The sequence below is a fragment of the Streptomyces lancefieldiae genome (assembly GCF_031845825.1).
Lineage (GTDB): Bacteria > Actinomycetota > Actinomycetes > Streptomycetales > Streptomycetaceae > Streptomyces > Streptomyces lancefieldiae.
On sequence record NZ_JAVRFH010000043.1, the window covers coordinates 1 to 18840 of the forward strand.

Consider the following 18840-nt stretch of genomic DNA (forward strand, 5'->3'; position numbering starts at 1 on the left):
ATGGTGTCAGTCCTTCCTGAGGAGGGCCGCCGCGTTGCCGCCGCGTACGGCGTGGAAGTCGGCCTCGGACAGGTGCGCGGCGCGCAGGGCGCCGAGGGGGTCCTCGGTGCCCATGTCGAAGGGGAAGCCGGAACCCGGCAGGACCCGGTCCGCGCCCGCCACCCGGACCGACCGAGGCGAGGGCGAACGGTCCGGCGAAGAGCACGGACGCGGGTTCGGGTTTCACGGACATGTCCTCCTGATCGCGGTGGGACTAATCTGGACCCGCTGCCCGCGATCAGGGAAATAGATTCTGTGGATGACAGTCATCCACCGCAGTTATTTCCGCCGCTCGTCGCCCTACCGCAAGGGACCGATCCCGTGAACCTGGCCCGTCTCGATCTCAATCTCGTCGTCGCCCTGCGTGCCCTGCTCGAGGAGCGGAACGTCACCCGGGCCGGGCAGCGTGTCGGTCTGAGCCAGCCCGCGATGAGCGCGGCCCTGGCCCGGCTGCGCCGGCACTTCGACGACGACCTGCTGGCCCGCGTCGGCGGTCACTACGAACTGACCGCGCTCGGCCAGGTGCTCCTGGACCGCACTTCCACCGCCTACGACGTCCTGGAACGCCTGTTCTCCAGCCAGGCCGACTTCGACCCGGCCAGGGAGAACCGCGAATTCAGGCTGGTCGCGTCCGACTACGCCGTCGCCGTCTTCGGCACCGAACTCGCCCGGGTGGTGCACGCGAAGGGCCCGGGCATCCGGCTCCGCTTCTCCCAGACCCCGCCGACCGTCGTCGACGACACCGCGACCCTGCTGAGCGCCACCGACGGCGTGTTCATGCCGCACGGCGTGATCAGTGACTTCCCCGCCACCGACCTCTACGACGACCGCTGGGTGTTCCTCGTGGCGCGGGACCACGCCGACGTCGGGGACCGGCTCACCCGGGGAGACCTGGCCCGGCTTCCGTGGGTGACGTACCAGCGCACCTATGATGCCCCCGGCGTCCGGCAGCTGGCCATGCTCGGCATCGAGCCGCGCGTCGAGGTCTCCGTCGACAGCTTCCAGCTCCTGCCCCTGATGGTCGCCGGCACCCGGCGCATCGCGCTGGTCCAGGCGCGGCTGGCGCGGCTGCTGGCGCCGATCGCCGCCGTGCGGGTGATGGAGCCGCCCTACGAGGCGGTGCCGTTGCGTGAAGCGCTGTGGTGGCACCCGGTCCACACCCATGACGCGGCCCACATCTGGCTGCGCGAGACGGCCGCGGAAGTCGGGGCCCGACTGTCCCGCACGGACGAGGAGTGACCCGGTGAAGGCACCTCACCAGGTGTCGGCCCTCTCCCGGGCTGCGGTCCCGTGCGGCCCCTGGGACGCGACCGCCGGGACCCGGCGGCTGTCCCTCACGGCCCGACGGGTCCTCGGCATCCGCTGACCGGCATCCGGCCGCATGGGCGCTCCTCGGTTCGCGGAGCACCACGCGGCCGCCCGCCACCCGCCGTCGACGGGCGTTCGTCCCGGCGGTCGTGGCGGGATGCGGGAGTGCGCCATCCCGCGAACTCAGGTGACTCCGGCCGCCGCGACGGTGAGCGCGGTCCGCAGGGTCGCTTCGAGATCGGCCCGGACCGTCGCAGGGTCGGTGCCCGGGTCGGTCGATCGAGCGGCGTGGTGTTCGACCGCGACACGCAGGGCGGCATTGAGCATGGCGGCCCGGACGGCCGGCCGTACGTCGTCGGAGGGCAGGCCGGCTCGCTCGGCCAGGGCGCGCGCGAAGGCGGGTTCCGCCTCGTCGTGGGTCTGCAACCAGACCGCGCGCAGGCCCGGTTCGGTCCGGGTCAGTCGCAGCAGGGCGCCGACGTCCGGTCCGGGCAGAGCCGCATCGGTGGCCCACAGATGGTCGAAGGCGTCCTGCAGCGGCCGGCCGGGGCGCCACTCGCGCAGCGCGGTGGCGATCGCGTCGACGCCGGTCGAGAACAGCGGCCGCACGCAGCTCTCCTTGGTGGGGAAGTAGCGCCAGACGGTGCGCGCCGAGACACCGACCGCCTGCCCGATCTGCTCGCCCGTGGTCGCGTCGACGCCCTGGGCGACGAACAGGTCGACCGCGGCGCGGGCGATCTCCAGCCGGATGGCGGCCTTGCGTTCCTCGGTCAGCGGTGGCCGCCCTGTCCGTCCGCGAGCTGCGGTCATCTGTCCCTGCCCCTCCAGCGCCCGTGGTCGATGTCGTGCCATTCTCCACCCCGACTTTATGTCGCTCAGAGACATAAAGTTGTAGGGTGCTGGCGCGATGCGACAGGAAGACGTCGCGTCAGCACTTATCCGGACGGAGCACTTCATGACCGACGATGTGAACGGGCGCAGCGTGATCGTCACCGGCGCGGGATCAGGCATCGGACGGGCGGCCGCGCTCGCCTTCGCCGCTCAGGGTGACCGGGTCGTCGTGGCGGATCTCAACGCCGAGGGGGCCGGCGCGGTCGTCAAGGAGATCGACGAGGCGGGTGGCACCGCGGTGGCCGTCACGGGCGATCTGAGTGAGCAGGCCGTGGTGGACCGGGTGGCGGCCACGGCGGTGGAGCGGTTCGGCGGCGTGGACGTTCTGGTGAACAACGCCGGGATCATGGACAGCATGTCGGCCCTGGGCGACGTGAGTGACGCTGAATGGGAACGGCTGATCCGGGTCAATCTCACGGCGCCCTTCCTGCTCACGCGTGCCGTACTGCCGCACATGCTGGCCGCGGGCCGCGGCGCCATAGTGAACACCGCCTCGGAGGCCGCCCTGCGCGGAAGTGCGGCGGGTGCCGCGTACACGGCGTCCAAGCACGGCGTGGTGGGACTGACGAAGTCGCTGGCGGTGATGTACCGCAAGAACGGCATCCGCGCCAACGCCGTCTGTCCCGGTGGCACCGCGACCGCCATCTCGGTGGACGCCGACCGGACCGCGCACGGGCCCGCGGCGATCGCCCCCCATTTCGTCAACCTCGGGCGTGTGTCGCGACCGGAGGAGCAGGCGGCGGCGATTCTCTTCCTCGCCTCGAAGGCCGCGAGCAACATCAACGGCGCGATCCTGCCCGTCGACGACGGCTGGTCCGCGGTCTGACACGGCGCCGACCGGTCGCTTCCGGAACGGTCCGGCACCGCTTGCCCGTCGACGCCGGCGGCGCCCGCTCGGCGGCGTCGACAGGGGGTGGCCGCGGGGGCGTTCAGGTGCGGGCGGGAGTCCTGGGCCGGAGGGCCTGGTCCATGGACTCCTCACGCCACCGCTTCAGGAGTGCGTGGAAGGCGAAGGCGCCGTGGGGGTAGGCGGTGGGGCCGTTCGGCCGGCCGCGTCCCTCGGCGTTGTAGTAGCCGGGAGTGCACTCGGCGTGGAACCACTCGTGGTCCGGGGCGTCCTCGGCCAGGGTGGCGAGCCAGGCCTCCTCCGCCTCCCGGGACGGCTCGACGAGGCAGCCCTTCGCCTCGGCGGCAGCGACGAGTGCCGCGGCGTGGACGGCGTGCTCGTCCAGTACGTGCGTGAAGTTGACGCTCGGGGCGCTCTGCGTCCCGCCCATCTGGATCAGGTTCGGGAAGCCGTTGCTGGTGAAGCCGTGCAGCGTGCGCGGGCCCAGCGTGGCCCACGCGTCCTGCAGCCGGGTGCCGCCCCGTCCGTGCACGGGCAGTCGGCCCGAGTGGATGCCGGAGACACCGACGGAGAACCCGGTGGCGAAGATCAGGCAGTCCAGCTCGTACTCGGTGTCGCCGACCACGACGCCGTGCTCGGTCATCCGCTCGATGCCGTGGGTGTCGGCGGTGTCGACGAGGGTGACGTTGTCCCGGTTGAACGCCTGGAGGTACAGGTCGGAGAAGGTCGGGCGCTTGCACGCGTACCGGTACCAGGGTTTGAGCTTCTCCGCCGTGTCCGGGTCGGTGACGACCTCCTCGACGCGCGCGCGGATCTCGTTCATCTTGGCGGCGTCCGCGACCTCGTAGGCCGCTTCGAACGCCGCTCGGTCGGCGGGCCGGCGGAAGCTCGGCAGGAGCTTCTCCAGGAGACCGGCCGACGACGTCCACCGGTCCGCGACGCGGTCCTCCTCGGCGGACTCGCCCGAGACGATGCGCAGGAAGTTGTCGCGACGCTCGCGCGCCCAGCCGTCGTGGTCGGCGCCGACGTCCCGAGCGGTGGTGGGGCGGTTGGCGCGCACGTCGACGGTGGACGGAGTGCGCTGGAACACGTAGAGGTGTCCGGCGTCCTCGGCCAGTTTCGGGACGACCTGAATGCCGGTGGCGCCGGTGCCCACGACGCCCACACGTTTGTCCGCGAGGCCGGTCAGGCCGCCGTCCGGGGTGCCGCCGGTGTAGCCGTAGTCCCAGCGTGACGTGTGGAAGGTGTGGCCCTCGAACTTCTCGATGCCGGGGACGCCGGGCAGTTTCAGCTCGGTGAGGGTGCCGGTGGCCGTGACGACGTACGTGGCCCGGAACCGGTCACCGCGGTCGGTCGTGACGATCCAGGTCCCGGAGGTGTCGTCCCAGGTCAGCGAGGTGACCGTCGTGGAGAACAGGGCGTTTGCGCGGAGGCCGGACTGCTCGGCGATCCGCACCGCGTGGCGGCGGATCTCCTCGCCGGGCGCGTACTTCCACTCCGGCACGTACCCGGTCTCGTCGAGCATGGGCAGGTACACGTGCGACTCGACGTCGCAGTGGATGCCCGGGTAGCGGTTCCAGTACCAGGTGCCCCCGAAGTCACCGCCCTTCTCGATGACACGGACGCGCTCGACCCCTTGCCGGCGCAGCCGCGCCCCCGCCAGGATGCCGCCGAATCCGCCGCCGACGACCGCGACGTCCACCCTGTCCCGCACCGGCTCGCGCTCGGCCGGCTCTCCCGCGTAGGGGTCGGCGGCGTAGTAACCGAACTCCGCGCCGGCGCTGAGGTACTGCCGGGTGCCGTCGGGGCGTACGCGCCGCTCCCGCTCGATCCGGTAGCGCTCCCTGAGGTCCGCGAGCGCCTCGGGCGTCAGCTCCTGTGAATGTGCCATGTGGGGGGACCTGGTTCCTTCCGGTTCGCTGCCAAAAGGCCACCTCGTCCGTGAACTGGGCAAGGGATCACAGGACTTGAGAAGCCATGCACTACGGTAACAAGAACCGGACAGCCTTGTCCGGTTGGTGTGCAGGTTGCTTCCGCATACTTTCGGACAGGAAGAGTGATTCACATGCGACGACTCCCGATCCGACCGCTCGCCGGGCTCGCCGCGGTCGGCGTGCTGGCCCTCACGGGGTGCGGTACGCAGACGGCCGCCGCCCCGGCGGACCCGGGCACCGCCGCGGGGGAGCGGACGATCCACGCGCGGCAGGTCATGCGATTGACACAGGTGCACGAGCAGACCGGGATGACCCTGCTGGAGGGACCGGTCTTCGACGAGGACGGCGAACTGCTCGTCGTCGACGTCACCGCCCCGGCCGGCGAGCCGAAGGTGCTGCGCGTGAACATCCGGAAGAAGACGTCCGAGCAGGTCCACACCGACACGCGGGGCACCTACACCTCGGCCCAGTTCAGCCCGTACGACGGACGGCTCTACCTGACCGACTTCTCCCACGGCGACATCGTGAGCCTGGCCCCGGACGGCGGCGACCCGCGGACCTTCTTCTCCGGCGAGGTCGACGGCGCACGCATGAACCCCGACGACCTCGCCTTCGACCGGGAGGGCAACCTGTACGTCAGTGACTCACGCGGCATGTCCGAGGGCGAGGCGAAGGGGCGCGTGGTCCGGATCGACCGCACGGGGAAGGACGCCACCGTCCTGGCGGACGGCCTCGCCGCGCCGAACGGCATCTCCTTCGACGCGGACCACCGCGGGCTGTGGTTCAGCGAGCTGACGCAGAACCGCATCTCCTACCTCCTCCTGGACGGGGAGGGCTCCGTGGCCTCGCGGCACACCGCCGTACGCGTCGACGGCGGGATCGCGCAGACCGACTCGATCGCGGTGGACGCGGACGGCAACCTCTACCAGGGGCTGCACGGCCGCCCCGCGATGGCGGTGTACAGCAAGAACGGCGACCGCCTGGCGACCGTGGAAGTCCCGGCCCGCGCCGCCGAAGGGCTGGAGTCGGCGACCAACGTGGCCATCACGCCCGGCGGAACCCGGGCCTACATGACGGTCAGCGGGCCGGACGGGGGCTACCTGTACGCCTTCGACGCCCTGGCGAGGGGCATCCGCCAGTCCAACGGCGGCTGACCCCGCTCATCCTCCGTAGGGCCGCACGGGTCCCACCTCGACGCCGAGCAGCCGCCAGGCCGCCTGTGCCCGGCGTTCCCGGTGCTCGCGGGTGGGACCGGTCACGGCACCGGAGACCATACCGACGGCGATCATCAGGTCGTCGGGCTCCGCGGCGAGCCGATGGCCCTCCGGAAGGTGCCCGCGCAGGGCGCGCTCGACTCGCCGGGACAGTGCCGGCACGTACGCGGGGGCGGCGGAACCGCTGCCCGCCCCGTCGGCGTGCAGGATGCTGATGAACGCCGCCGATTCCGTCAGATGCCAGGTCAGCACGCCCAGGACGCCGGCCAGGTCGGTGTCCTCCGCCGCCGCCTGCTCGATCTGCCGGACGTTCTCCTCCAGAACCGCGGTCGCCACGGCGGCCCGGTCGGGGAAGTGCCGGTACAGCACGCCCTGACCGACCCCGGCCCGGCGTGCGATGGCGGACAGCGGGGCGTCCAGGCCGTGTTCCGAGTAGACCTCCCGGGCTGCGGCGATGAGGGCGGTCCGGTTGCGAGCGGCAGCCCTCGGACCGCTGTTCGCGGGCCGCCCTGCGCCGGTCATGGGTTGCTGCTTCACTCCGTGAGGGTATCGGGCCGGTCCCCGGGGGAACCCGCCGTGGATCTCTCCGACGCCGCCGGGCCGCATCCACCGCATCCCCGGATCTGCGAACGCCAGGGCGTACCCGTCCTCACCGACCGCGCCTGCACCGGCGCCGACCCCTGGACCACGACCGGGCCCAGGCCGCCCGGCGGGAACTCACCCGGGCCCGGCGCACCGTCCACCGCGCCCTCGCCCTGGAGAGGTAGTGGTCATCGTTCGACGGACCCTTGGTCCTCGGTTCCCTCGGCAGTCTGCTCCTTTTCGGGCGGCTCGGGCCGAGCCTCGGACTCGAGCGTGCCGTCCAGGCGGATTCCGCGGAACGAAGCCCAGATCACCAGGGCGCCGCCGCACACCACGGAGCAGTCGGCGAGGTTGAATACCGGCCAGTGCGGCAGTTGGATCCAGTCCACGACGTGCCTCTGCCATGGCGAGGGGTCCCGGAACAACCGGTCGGTGAGCGGCCAGTTCGCCGCTCACCTTCCGACACCCCGCCAGGGGCGACCCCTGACGTTCCGGACGGACGGAGGCGCGAACCGACTGCGGGCATGGGCGCAGAGGTGCTCGTGTTCCCGCGCCGGCGGGGCCGGCGCCGCTGGATGCTCGAGCGGTCGATGTCCTGGCCGAGGACCGGGTGGCGCTTCGGGCTTGCGGGGCACGGGCCGGCCACCGGGCCCCTGAACTCGTCGATCTTCACGTACAGTGCGGTGGTGAGGGCGTTCCACGTTCTCGTTCGTCACACAACGAAATCGACGCCCTCTCCGCGTCCGTGAAGAGGCGGACCCGCATGACAGACCGCGATGTCCTGGAGTTCCCGACGGAACGGGACCGCGTCCACGGCCTGCCCGCCGATCACACGAGCGGCCTCCTGCTGCACGCCGACGGCCTCGGCGCACCCCGGATGACGCCGCTCCACCACTTCTCCGTCGACGCGCACCTCGACCATCCCGTAGCCCACCCCGGGGATCCGTCGGTCCTCCGGGAGCGCCGGGTCGACGACGTCGACCCGGTCCGGGCCATGCGCTTCCTCGGCCCCGCCGTGGAGGAGCTCCGCGACCTGGAGAATCCCTTCGGGTCGCTGATCCCCCTTTCCGACAGAACAGATTGGAACCTCTGTGACCGGAAGATCCCCTCGTTCCGCCTGGATGACGGGAATAGTCGCCGCCGGTGTCGCCGCCGGTCTGCTCGGCACCGCGGTCCCCGTGAACGCGGTGGTCGGCGCCGCCGTCACCGACGCCTCGTACGCGTTCACCGCGAACCTGCACATCGGTGACGGCGACCAGACACGGGCCTGCTCGGGCGCGCTCATCGACGCGCAGTGGGTCCTCACGGCCGCCGCGTGCTTCGCCGCCGACCCGGTGGCGGGCGGCACGGTCACCGCGGGCAAGCCCGCCCTGAAGGCGGTGGCGACCGTCGGCCGCAACGACCTCCTGGGCACCGGCGGCCATGTCAGCGAGGTCGTCGAGCTGGCGCCGCGCGAAGGCACCGACCTCGTACTGGCCCGCCTCGCCGCCCCGGCGACCGGCGTCACGCCGGTCCCACTGGCCGCCACGCCCGTGGCCCAGGGCGAGGTCCTGAAGGCGGCGGGCTTCGGCCGTACGAGGACCGAGTGGCGCCCCGACAAGCTGCACGCCGGCACCTTCGGCGTGGACGCCGTCACGAGCGGAACCCTGTCCCTCTCGGGCGCCACCGCCGACGACGCGATCTGCGCGGGCGACACCGGCGGCCCGCTCCTGCGCCAGAAGTCCGGCGGCGGCTTCGAGCTGGTAGGCATCAACACCCGTTCCTGGCAGGGTGGCTGCTTCGGCTCGTCCGAGACGCGTACGGGCGCGGTGGCGACCCGCACGGACGGCATGCGCTTCGGCTCGGCCCTCGCGGCCGGCCAGACGCTCCGGGCGGGCGACGTCCTGGTGTCGGCCTCCGCCCGCGTGGTGATGCGTGCCGACGGCAACCTGGTCGTCACGTCCGTCGCGGGCAAGGACCTGTGGTCCACGGGCACGGCCGGCAACGCGGGCGCGGCGGCCCACTTCGGCGCGGACGGCAATCTCGTGGTGCGCGACGCCGCGGGCACCACGACTCTGTGGCAGTCCGGCACCAGCGCGACCGGCGGCGGAGCGGCCCTCCTGAACTCCGGCGACTTCGTCATCCGCGACGCGTCCGGTGCCGCCGTGTGGTCCAGCAACACCGCCGTCCGCGGCGACCTCGACCACGACGGCCGCAGCGACATGTCGGCCTGGTACGTCTTCCCGCAGGGCACGGACGCCACGTACACCTTCTCCGGCAAGCCGGACGGCAGCCTCAGCGGCTACCAGAAGACGTACACCTCGGCCGTGGGCCAGTGGGGCAACGAGCACATGAAGCGCGTCACCGGCGACTTCAACGGCGATGGCCGCGCCGACTTCGTGGCGATCCAGGGCTACGGCGACAGCAGCGTCAAGCTGTTCATCGCGCTCGGCAAGGCGGACGGCACCTACGGCGAGCCGACCAAGGCGTGGGAGGTGGTCCCCCACCACGTCACCTTCCACGAGTCCTACATGACCCCGCTGGCCGGCGACTTCAACGGCGACGGCTACGACGACGTGGCGATCTGGAACGTGGACAGGACCACGGGTGTCACCAAGCTGTGGACGCTGACGTCGAACGGCAACGGTGGTGTCGTGCGGCTGATCCCGTCCGAGTGGTCTGGCCCCAAGGGCACCTGGCTCGCCTCCCGCTCCAAGTTCGTGACCGGCGACTTCAACGGCGACGGCCGCGACGAGGTGGGCCTGCTCTACGGCCAGGGCGACAACAGCATCAGGACGTACGTCTTCCCCACCACGCCGACCGGTGTCTTCACCACCCCGGCGACGTGGTGGACGGGCCCGGCGGCCACCACGTTCGACTGGAACCGCGCCCGCCCGCGCACCGGTGACTTCGACGGCGACAGCCGCGACGACCTGATGTTCTGGTACGACCACACCGACGGCACGGACACGGTCCGGACGCTTCTCTCCACGGGCACCGCCTTCGGCCCCACGCCGAAGCTCACCCTGAGCGGCCGCCTCGACGTCTCGTCGATGCAGCTGATGGTCGGCGACTACGACGGCGACGGCCGCGACGACCTCGGCGCCATGTACGGCGACTCGTCCACCGGCGTCGTCCGCCTGTGGACCTGGACGGCCAAGCCCGACGCCATGTTCAACGGCGCCCTCCTGGGCTGGGAGTCCTCGCCGAACAGTTTCGTGTACGGCCAGACGCACTTCATGCACCCGTACTACGCCTGACTGCCCTTCACCCACCCGCAGGCCCGGCGCCCTCCCACGGCCGGGCCTGCGGCCGCCCGGGCGGCAGGTGAAGTCGGAGTCGGGTCAGTCGGTCATGCTGCCCATCTTCCAGACGGTCATGGACTTGACGGTGCTGCCGTCGCCGAAGAGGCGCAGGCCGAGGGAGTCCTGGCGGTAGGGGTAGGCACGGGTGGTGATGGACTTGTGGTTGTTCGCGTACGCCTCGATCACCGAGCGGTCGAGGAACACGTCGAGGGTGAGGGTGCCGTTGGAGAGCGTCAGCGGTCCCCTGTGGATGCCGAAGTCCGGTTCGGCGCTGGAGTTGTTCCCGGATCGTGTCCGGTCGACGCCCAGCTGTCCGGCGGGGGCGTCGTAGAACAGGCGGCTCCTTTCCTCGTCACCGGGGCTGCGGAGCACGTCGAGGCCGAACGTGCCGGCGCTGCCGCGTTCCATCGTCAGCTTGATGTGCAGCATGTCCCCCTTGATGCCGGCGAGGCGGGTGTTGGCGTCCGCGAGGGAGGTCGGCGCGGTGATGTCGAGGAGCGGTTCACCGTCGTGGAGGCGGGAGACCTCCTCGACGGGGCGGAATCCGAGGTCTCCGTCGGGCCGCATGGACAGTTCGACGGGCAGGCCCGCGTTGTGGGCCCAGCCGGCGTCGTAGTGGGCGCGTTCGGTGCGCCGGTCCTGGGCGATGCTGAAGACGAGGGAGCGTCCCTTGTCGTCCACCGTTCCGCTGGGGCCGGTGAAGTGGTCGCCGTAGTCCATGAGCCGGGGTTCGGTGGTGTCGGGGGTCCAGCGGCGGGCCTGGGCGTCCCAGGTGCCGACCCAGTAGTGGACGTACTTGCTGCTGTACTCGCCGGGGCCGGCGGGGAAGGCCGGGTTGACGAGCAGGGCCCGGCGCTCGCGGCCCTGGGCGTCCTTCCCGATGGGCAGGAAGGTGGGCAGCTCCCAGACCTGGCCGGTCTTGGGGTGGGCCGCCACGTCACCGACCATCAGGGGGCCCGAGTAGGTCCAGTCGGTGAGGTTCCTGGAGGTGTAGAGGAGGGCGGTGCCGCCGACGTCGGTGCCCGAGGTGGTCTGGACGCCGGAGCCCATCAGCTGGAACCAGGTGTCGCCCTCCTTCCAGACGAAGGGGTCGCGGAAGTCGCCGAAGCGGACCTTGCGCCCGGCACCGACGTTCAGGTCGGCGGTCTGGCTGGTGACCAACGTGGGGTGCATCTTCCACTCGACCAGGTCGCTGTCGCCGGGATCGACGGGGCGCGCGAGGCCGGTCGCCTGGTTGGGGCGCTGGGAGTCGTTGCCGGCGGTGAACAGCAGGACGGGCACGCCGTTCTCGTCGTAGGCGGCGTCGCCGGACCAGACACCGTCGGGGGCCACGCTGTCCTCGGTGGGCGCGAGGGCGACGGGCAGGTCGCGCCAGTGGACCAGGTCCTCGCTCACCGCGTGTCCCCAGGCGATGTTGTGCCAGTAGGGGCCGTGGGAGTTGTGCTGGTAGAAGAGGTGGTACTTGCCCTTGTACTGGACGGGGGCGTGGGGTTCGTTCATCCAGTGGTTCGGGGCGGTGAAATGGTAGCCCGGACGGTAGCGGTCACCGTCGTAGCGCGAACGGTCCATCTCCATCCGGGCCTTGGGGGTAACGCCGCCTGCGAAGGTCTGTACATCCTTCTGGTGACCGGTCGTGACCGACGCCGGGGTGAGGGCACCGTTGTGGATCTTCACCTCGTCGATGAGCCCGTTGAACATGTTGACGGCGAACGTGCCGTTGACGAGGGCGGGCTGGTTGTGACGGCCGATGAGCAGGGGAACGTCGGCCTCGACCAGCCGTGCGGTGGTCGGAACGGCGGTCCGGGCGACCTGCTCGCCGTTGAGGAAGAGCCTGATCGCTCCCTCACCCGGCGCGAACACGGCCGACAGGTGCGCCCACTCGCCCGCGGCCAGGGCCGCCGGCTTCGGGACCGTCGTCTCGTACCAGGCGTCACCGGTTCCGATCCCGAACTGCCACCTGCCGTGCCGGCCGACACCGAGGGAAAAGCCCCGCTTGGCCGCCTTGTCCTGCTGGTTGACGACGACGGACGGCTTGCCGTCGTCTCCCCACTCGAACGCGCGCGGCGCGACCCACGCCTCGACGCTCAGGCCGTCCGTGGGCAGCTGCGTCTGCGCCGCGGCGCGGGTGACCCAGGTGGAGTATCCGTCGAACAGCAGGGCGCCGGAGAGTACACCGTCGGCTTCGTTCTTCGGGCGCCAGAGCGGGTCGCTGTCCGGCTTGTACTGCGCGTCGGTGAAGACGTAGCTGATGGGGTCGGCGGCCTGGCTGACCCTCTCCCTGGTCGTGGTGCCCTGCCCCTCGGTGAAGTCCCAGTGGGCGGCGAGTCCCCGCTGGGAGGGGTCGGGCGCGGGGTCGGTGCCGACGCGGACGTCGTCGAGGTTGATGTGGCCCCAGCCGCCGGTGGCCCTGTCGACGGCGGTGACGCGGAGCTGTTCGCCGAGGTGTTCGCGGGCGTCCCAGGTGACGCGGCGGTAGGCCTCGTCGTCGGTTCCGGTGGCCTTGTGCAGGACGGTTCCGTCGAGGGTGGTCAGGGCGACGTGGAGGTCGTTCTCGTTACGGCCGCCGGAGACCAGCGCGCTGACCATGCCGGTGCCGGTCAGGGTGAACGGCTCGGACGTCACCGTGCCGGTGGCGGCGTCGCCGCCTGCGGCGAACCCCCACAGGTGGTAGGAGCCCTGCTGGTTGAAGCAGCAGCCCCAGCCCCAGCCCGGGTCGTCGGTGACCGCCCCGTCGAAGGCGGTTCCGGTGGTGGTCCAGCCGGTGAGGTCGCCGGACTCGAAGCCGGGGTTCGACAGGCTGGTTTCGGCCGCGTCGGCGGTCCGCGCCATCAGGGGTGATGTCAGGCCCAGGCATATCGCGAGTGCGAGCAGCAGACGCACCAGACCGTGTCCGGTCGCGGCTCTCGATGGTGCACGGGTTCGCATGGGAACCTCCGTCGGTGTGGGGTCGGGTTGATCGGGCGCAGCAGGACGTCGGCCCTGGGCACGGCACGGCCCGGGGCCGACGCGTACGTGGGGTGGGCTGGGGGTCAGACGCGCCGGACGGGGACGTTGACGTCGGCGACGTTGATGTGGCCCCAGCCCCCGTCGGCCCGGTCGACGACCTCGATGTAGATCCGGTCTCCTCTGTGGGCGGAGAGGTCCAGGACGACGCGGCGGTACTGCTCGGTGCCGCGGCCGGTGGCCTTGGCCAGTACCTTGCCGTCGTCGGCGCGGACGGCGGCCGCGTAGAGCCGGTCGGGGTCGTCGCCGCCGGACACGAGCAGGTCGATCACGCCGTCTCCGCCGAGGACCACGGTGGTGGAGCGCAGGACGCCGGTGGCGGCGTCCCCTCCGCCGGAGGGATTGAAGCCCCACAGGTGGTGGCCGGTCGGGTCGCCTTCGGTCTCGGCCTGGTGGAAGGGTCCGCCCCAGCCCCAGTCGGTGCGGGTGGTGACGTTGGCGTCGCTGAAGGTCGTGCCGGAGACGACGGTCCATCCGGTGAGGTCGCCGGTGGCGAAGTCGTGGTTGGGCAATGCGTCGACGTCCGTCGGGCGTGGCGGGTCGTACGCGGCGGGTGCGGCCGGCGTGTCGTAGGCGCCGTTCATGCGCCAGACGTCCAGGGACACGACGCGGGCCGATCCGCCTTCGCTGGTCAGGCGCAGGCCGGTGGCGTCCTCGCGGGTGGGGTAGACGCGGCTGGTGATGCTGTTGGTGCCGTTGACGTACGCCTCCAGCATCGAGCGGTCGAGCAGGACCCTCAGGGTGAGGCGCCCTCCGTCGAGTGCGACGTTGCCGCCGTGGACGCCCTTGCGGACGTCCGGGTCGAGGCTGGAGCGGCTGCGGTCGATCAGGAAGCGGCGCTCGGCCGTGTCGTAGGTCAGCAGGGTCTCCTCGGTGCGGTCGGCGCCGGCCCGGACCGCCAGGGTGATCGTCCGCGCGCCGCGCGGCTCGATGACGGTGCTGATGTCCAGCAGGTCGCCGGAGACCCCGGCGAGCCGCCGGTTCGCCTCCGCCACCGAGGTCTGCCTGATGCGGGCGAGTCTCGTACCCCGCAGACCGGCGGCCTCGGCGACCGGTTCGACCCCGAGGGTTCCGTCCTGGCGCAGGGAGAGGGACACGGGCATGCCGGCGTTGTGCGCCCAGCCGGACTGGGCGTGCTGCTGCTCGGTGCGGCGGTCCTGGGTGATGCTGAAGACCACGGAACGGCCGTCGGGGGTGACGAAGCCGGAGGGGCCGGTGAAGTGCTCGCCGAAGTCGAACTCGCGGGGTTCGTCGTGGTCGGGCACGAAGCGGTACTCGCGCTTGTCGAAGGTGCCGATCCAGTAGTACGTGTGCTTGACGGCGTTCGGGTTGAACCCCTCCCACCACGGACAGATCAGCAGGACGTGCTTGCCGGTGCGCCGGCCTCGGGGACCGGGGAGCGGGAGGAGCACCGGCAGCTCCCACACCTCACCGGGCTCGGGCTGCGTGGCGAGGTCGTTCCAGTGCAGCGGGCCCTGGTACGTCCAGGGTCCCTCGGGCCGGCGGGCGGTGTGGAGGAGAGCGGTTCCGCCGTGCTTGCGGGTGACCTGCGCGCCGTCGTAGTCGACGATGCCGCTGCCGACCAGCTGGTACCAGACGCCGTCCTCTTCCCACACGAACGGGTCGCGGAAGTTCTCCGCCCACGCGGTCCCCGGGCCGGCCGGCAGGTTCGCGGGGGCCTCGGTGACCGGATCGGAGCGCATCGTCCAGGTGGGCAGGTCGGTGTCACCGTCGGCCGGGTAGGTGGACACGGCGAGCCCGGTGCGCTGGCGGTGGGGCAGGCGGTCGTCGCCGCCGGTGAAGAACAGGACCGGCCCGCGGTCGCCGTCGACGCAGGCGGAGCCCGACCAGACGCCGTCCGGGCCGACCGAGTCCGCGGCGGGGGCGAGAGCGATGGGAAGGTCGCGCCAGTGCACCATGTCGGTGCTCACGGCATGACCCCAGTGGATCTGGCCCCAGAACGGTCCGAGCGGGTCGTGCTGGTAGAAGATGTGGTACTTGCCCTTGAAGTACACGGGCGCGTGCGGCTCGTTCATCCAGTGCCACGGCGGCAGCATGTGGAACTGAGGGCGGTGCCGGTCACCGTCGAAACGGGCCCGATGGGGGGCCAGGTCCGGACGGGGCACGCGGTGACCGGGCAGCGCGGCGACCGTCTCGGCGTGCTCGCGCCGGGCCGTCGCGTCGTCCAGGGTGCCCGGACGGATCACGAGGCTGTCCATGAGACCCATGTACGCGTTGGCGTGGAACTCGCCGTTGAGCAGGGTCGGACGGTTGTGCCTCCCGATGAGGAGGGGCTCGCCGGGCGCCGGTTCGGGGGCCCTGTCCGGGGTGGTGGCGGTGCCGATCAGGCGGCCGTCGCGATAAAGGCGCAGCTTGTGGGCGGCCGGGTCGTAGGTGGCCGCGACGTGGCTCCACCTGTTCTTGGCGGCCGGCCGGTCCGGGTCCCCCTCGACCTCGATCAGGTCGGTGCCGAAGCCGAGCTGGAAGACGATCTGCCCGAAGCGTCGCAGGCCGAGCAGGAAGCCGGTCCTGGCGCCCGGGTCGTGCTGGTTGACCAGGGCCTGGGGCTTGCCGTCGATGCCGTGCTCGTAGGCGTAGGGGGCGATCCACACGTCGACGGTCATGCCGTCGGCGAGGTCGAGCCTGCCGGGCCCCTCGGCGGTGACGACGGTGGAGTAGCCGTCGAAGTACAGGGCCCGGCCGCGCACGCCACGGCGGCGTACGGGGTCACTGTCGGGCTTGTACCGGGCGTCGTCGAAGACGTGGTCGACGGGGGTGGCCGATCCGGAGACCGCCTCACGGACGACCGCGCCGGATCGCTCGTCGAAGTCCCAGCGGGCGGTGGGCCTTCGAGGAGCCGACCGGTCGCCGGCTGCGGCGCGAGCGGGAGTGAACGAGAGCGGTACGACAGCGCCGCCGACTGCGGCGGATACGACGCCGAGGGCTGTTCTTCTCCTCATGCTGCCTCCTGGACTGTCTGGCAGACGGCGACCTGACGGCCTGCCAATTCGATTTAGGTGATGGGTCGGCATGGTTCGGGCGTCGTCGCCGCTAAAGCAAGAGCTAACGCATACGGATTTCAACTTCGCGCTGCCTCAAAGGGCATGAATCTGTACATAAAGCCACCGTTACGCAGGTGAGATGTCCGGGGTGTTGACAGCGCATGACGGGTGACGCACTCTCATCGCATCCTGCTAATCCGATTTAGCTGAGCGGAGCTGATCCACTGATGTCCGAACGTCGCGTGACCATGGCCGACGTCGCCCGCGAGGCGGGCGTGTCGCCGACGACCGCGTCGTTCGCCCTTTCCGGCCGCACCGACATGCGCATCTCGGTCGCCTCCAGGGAACGGGTCCTCGAGGCGGCCAGGCGACTGGGCTACCGTCCGAACGTCACCGCCCGCAGCCTCCGGACGAAGTCCACGCAGACCATCGGGCTCGTGTCGGACCGGATCACCACCACGCCGTTCGCCGGCGACGTCATCCGCGGCGCCATGGAGGCCGCCCGCCGGCAGGACCACCTGCTGTTCATCACCGAGGCCGGCGGCGACCGCGCCGCCGAGTCGTCCCTGGTCCACGCCCTGCTGGACCGCCAGGTCGACGCGGTCATCTACGCGTCCATGTTCACCCGCTACGTGACCCCGCCGAAGGAGTTGTTCGGCCGCCCGGTGGTGCTGCTGAACTGCCTGGCCCCGGGTTTCGACGCCCCCTCCGTCGTCCCGGACGAGTTGGAGGCCGGCCGGGACGCGGCCCGTGCCCTGCTCGCGGCCGGGCACACCCAGGGCATCTGGGCGATCGGCGGCCACCAAGCGGTCCCGGCCACGCCCGAAGGGATCATCGCGGGCAACGAGCGCATGCGCGGCCTGGAGGAAGTACTGCGTGAGGGCGGCGCCCATCTGGACGGCGTCGTCGAGTGCGACTGGGACACGCTGGACGGCTACCGGGAGGTCTCCGCCCTGCTGGCAGCGGGGACCCGTCCCCGGGCGCTGGTGTGCCTGGCCGACCGGGTGTCCTTCGGCGCCTACCAGGCGCTCGGTGAGGCGGGGCTCTCGGTGCCCGGCGACGTGTCGGTGATCTCCTTCGACGACCAGGACATCGCGTCCGTGCTGCGTCCGGCCCTCACCACGCTGAAGCTGCCGCACTACCAGCTCGGTCGCCTCGCCGTGGAGTTGATCCTCCGCGGCGGGCCGCTCGAAGCGGTCGTCCACCGTGTGCCCATGCCGCTGAGGGAGCGTGCCTCCCTCGGTGCCCCCGCCGGGGAGTGACACCGGCATCCGAAGACAGCCGTCCCGCCGCCCGTTCCGATGGTTCCGGCGCGGGCGGCGGGACGGCCACCAAGAACAGCGACCGTCGCAACCGGTCGCCAAGGGCGGGTCCTGCAAGACCCGCCTCCGTGAGATGGAGGAACCTCGTGGTGTTCAGAACAAGGCGCCTCGCGCTTGCGAGTGTAGCCGCCGCGGCGGCGACCGCGCTCGTCGCCGGGTGCGCGTCCGGCAGCGGTGAGGGTTCGTCCGGGGCCAGCGGCAACACGCTGACCCTGTGGACGCACAACGCCGGCAACTCGGCCGAGCTCGATGTCGTCAAGAAGATCATCAAGGACTTCAACGGATCCCAGGACACGTACACGGTCGAGCTGCAGTCGTTCCCGCAGACCGACTACAACAACTCCGTCGTGGCCGCCGCCTCGGCCCGCAAGCTGCCCTGCCTGCTCGACGTGGACGGCCCCAACGTGGCGAACTGGGCCTGGGGCGGCTACCTGGCCCCCATCGACGTCACCGGCAGCGAGGTACCGGTGGAAGACCAGCTCACCAGCACCGTCGGAACGTACAAGGACCAGCTCTACTCCTTCGGCTTCTACGACGTCTCCCTGGCCTTCTTCGCCCGTAGGTCCGTTCTGAACGAGCACGGCATCCGCATTCCCACGATGGACAAGCCCTGGACCAAGGGCGAGTTCGACGCCGCGCTGGCCAAGCTGAAGAAGAGCGGCACGTTCGCCTACCCGCTGGAGATGGGCACCGGCGGCAGCGGCGAGTGGTGGCCGTACGCCTACTCCCCGCAGCTGCAGAGCTTCGGCGGCGACCTCATCGACCGCGAGGGCTACGAGACCGCCTCCGGCACGCTGGACGGCAAGGACTCCGTCGAGTGGGGCGACTGGTTCCGCTCGCTGGTGACCAAGGGCTACATGGCGAAGAAGTCCGGAGCCGACCCCAACAAGGACTTCCTGGCAGGCAAGAGCGCCATCCAGTGGGACGGCAGCTGGAACGCGGCCAAGAACGCCCAGAAGCTCGGTGGCGACCTGGCGATCATCCCGCCGGTCGACTTCGGCAACGGGCCCAAGATCGGCGGCTCCTCCTGGCAGTGGGCGATGAGCTCCACCTGCTCCAACAAGGCCGGCGCACAGGAATGGCTGAAGTTCTCCCGCCAGACCAAGTACTTCGTCGACTACGCCAAGGCCACCAGCACCATCCCCGCCACCGACGCCGCCGCGCAGCAGATCGCGGACTACCAGCCGGGCGGCAAGTTCGAGGTGCTCGTCCAGTTCGCGCGCAAGTACGCCACGGTGCGTCCGGTCACCCCGGCCTACCCCTACATCTCCACCGAGTTCCAGAAGGCGGCCCAGGACATCCTGGCCGGCGCCGGCCCCGAGGACGCCCTCGGCCAGGCCGCGAAGAACATCGACAACAACCTCAAGACGAACAGCAACTACGCAGGCTGACCCGCCCCGGTCCGGTTCGGTCC

The 18840-nt window shown here is 71.1% G+C and carries 13 protein-coding genes and 2 pseudogenes; 7 read left to right on the top strand and 8 right to left on the bottom strand.

Annotated elements, in window-relative coordinates; all coding sequences use genetic code 11:
- Positions 1–6: 6 nt before the first annotated feature.
- Positions 7–177 (bottom strand): annotated as a pseudogene (locus tag RM812_RS30980) (amidohydrolase family protein); the annotation flags it as partial.
- Between the two features lie 183 nt (positions 178–360).
- Between RM812_RS30980 and RM812_RS30985 the strand changes: the two are divergent.
- Positions 361–1278, top strand: coding sequence for a LysR family transcriptional regulator (locus RM812_RS30985; protein WP_311579890.1), 918 nt, complete (start codon positions 361–363; stop codon positions 1276–1278).
- 252 nt (positions 1279–1530) lie between these two features.
- Here RM812_RS30985 and RM812_RS30990 read toward each other — a convergent pair whose 3' ends face one another.
- On the bottom strand, positions 1531–2157 hold the full coding sequence (locus RM812_RS30990; protein WP_311579893.1) for a TetR/AcrR family transcriptional regulator: 627 nt from the start codon (positions 2155–2157) through the stop codon (positions 1531–1533).
- Positions 2158–2302: 145 nt separating this feature from the next.
- Here RM812_RS30990 and RM812_RS30995 point away from each other — a divergent pair, with 145 nt between their 5' ends.
- The gene (locus RM812_RS30995) at positions 2303–3064 is read left to right on the top strand and encodes an SDR family NAD(P)-dependent oxidoreductase (RefSeq protein WP_311580019.1); all 762 of its coding nucleotides are present in this window, start codon (positions 2303–2305) and stop codon (positions 3062–3064) included.
- Between the two features lie 103 nt (positions 3065–3167).
- Here the strand turns inward: RM812_RS30995 and RM812_RS31000 are convergent, their stop codons facing one another.
- Positions 3168–4976: a flavin-containing monooxygenase gene (locus RM812_RS31000; RefSeq protein ID WP_311579895.1), complete on the bottom strand. Its 1809-nt coding sequence runs from the start codon at positions 4974–4976 to the stop codon at positions 3168–3170.
- Between the two features lie 174 nt (positions 4977–5150).
- Between RM812_RS31000 and RM812_RS31005 the strand changes: the two genes are divergently transcribed.
- Positions 5151–6173: an SMP-30/gluconolactonase/LRE family protein gene (locus RM812_RS31005; protein ID WP_311579898.1), complete on the top strand. Its 1023-nt coding sequence runs from the start codon at positions 5151–5153 to the stop codon at positions 6171–6173.
- A gap of 6 nt (positions 6174–6179) precedes the next feature.
- On the opposite strand, the gene RM812_RS31010 is transcribed toward RM812_RS31005, so the two are convergent.
- Positions 6180–6755, bottom strand: a complete 576-nt coding sequence (locus RM812_RS31010; protein ID WP_311580022.1) for a helix-turn-helix domain-containing protein — start codon at positions 6753–6755, stop codon at positions 6180–6182.
- A 37-nt stretch (positions 6756–6792) separates the two neighbouring features.
- On the opposite strand from RM812_RS31010, the pseudogene RM812_RS31015 reads away from it, so the two are divergent.
- Positions 6793–6997, top strand: a pseudogene (locus RM812_RS31015) (IS5/IS1182 family transposase); the annotation flags it as partial.
- Positions 6998–7003: 6 nt separating this feature from the next.
- Here RM812_RS31015 and RM812_RS31020 read toward each other — a convergent pair.
- A complete protein-coding gene (locus RM812_RS31020; RefSeq protein WP_311579901.1) occupies positions 7004–7240 on the bottom strand; it encodes a signal peptidase II in 237 nt (78 codons plus the stop codon).
- Between the two features lie 287 nt (positions 7241–7527).
- Complete coding sequence (locus RM812_RS31025) at positions 7528–7737, bottom strand: hypothetical protein (protein ID WP_311579903.1); 210 nt, start codon at positions 7735–7737, stop codon at positions 7528–7530.
- Between the two features lie 199 nt (positions 7738–7936).
- On the opposite strand from RM812_RS31025, the gene RM812_RS31030 reads away from it, so the two are divergent.
- The gene (locus RM812_RS31030; RefSeq protein WP_311579906.1) at positions 7937–10054 is read left to right on the top strand and encodes an FG-GAP-like repeat-containing protein; all 2118 of its coding nucleotides are present in this window, start codon (positions 7937–7939) and stop codon (positions 10052–10054) included.
- Positions 10055–10138: 84 nt separating this feature from the next.
- Here the strand turns inward: RM812_RS31030 and RM812_RS31035 are convergent, their stop codons facing one another.
- Positions 10139–13024 carry a GH32 C-terminal domain-containing protein gene (locus tag RM812_RS31035; protein ID WP_311579909.1) on the bottom strand — a complete coding sequence of 962 codons (2886 nt, stop codon included), beginning with the start codon at positions 13022–13024 and terminating at the stop codon, positions 10139–10141.
- 104 nt (positions 13025–13128) lie between these two features.
- Complete coding sequence (locus RM812_RS31040; protein ID WP_311579912.1) at positions 13129–16062, bottom strand: GH32 C-terminal domain-containing protein; 2934 nt, start codon at positions 16060–16062, stop codon at positions 13129–13131.
- 269 nt (positions 16063–16331) lie between these two features.
- Between RM812_RS31040 and RM812_RS31045 the strand changes: the two genes are divergently transcribed.
- Together RM812_RS31045 and RM812_RS31050 are read left to right on the top strand one after the other, a co-directional pair.
- Entirely contained in the window at positions 16332–17366 is a 1035-nt protein-coding gene (locus RM812_RS31045) for a LacI family DNA-binding transcriptional regulator (RefSeq protein ID WP_311579915.1), read from the top strand.
- Positions 17367–17512: 146 nt separating this feature from the next.
- Positions 17513–18817: an extracellular solute-binding protein gene (locus RM812_RS31050; RefSeq protein ID WP_311579917.1), complete on the top strand. Its 1305-nt coding sequence runs from the start codon at positions 17513–17515 to the stop codon at positions 18815–18817.
- Positions 18818–18840 lie beyond the last annotated feature (23 nt).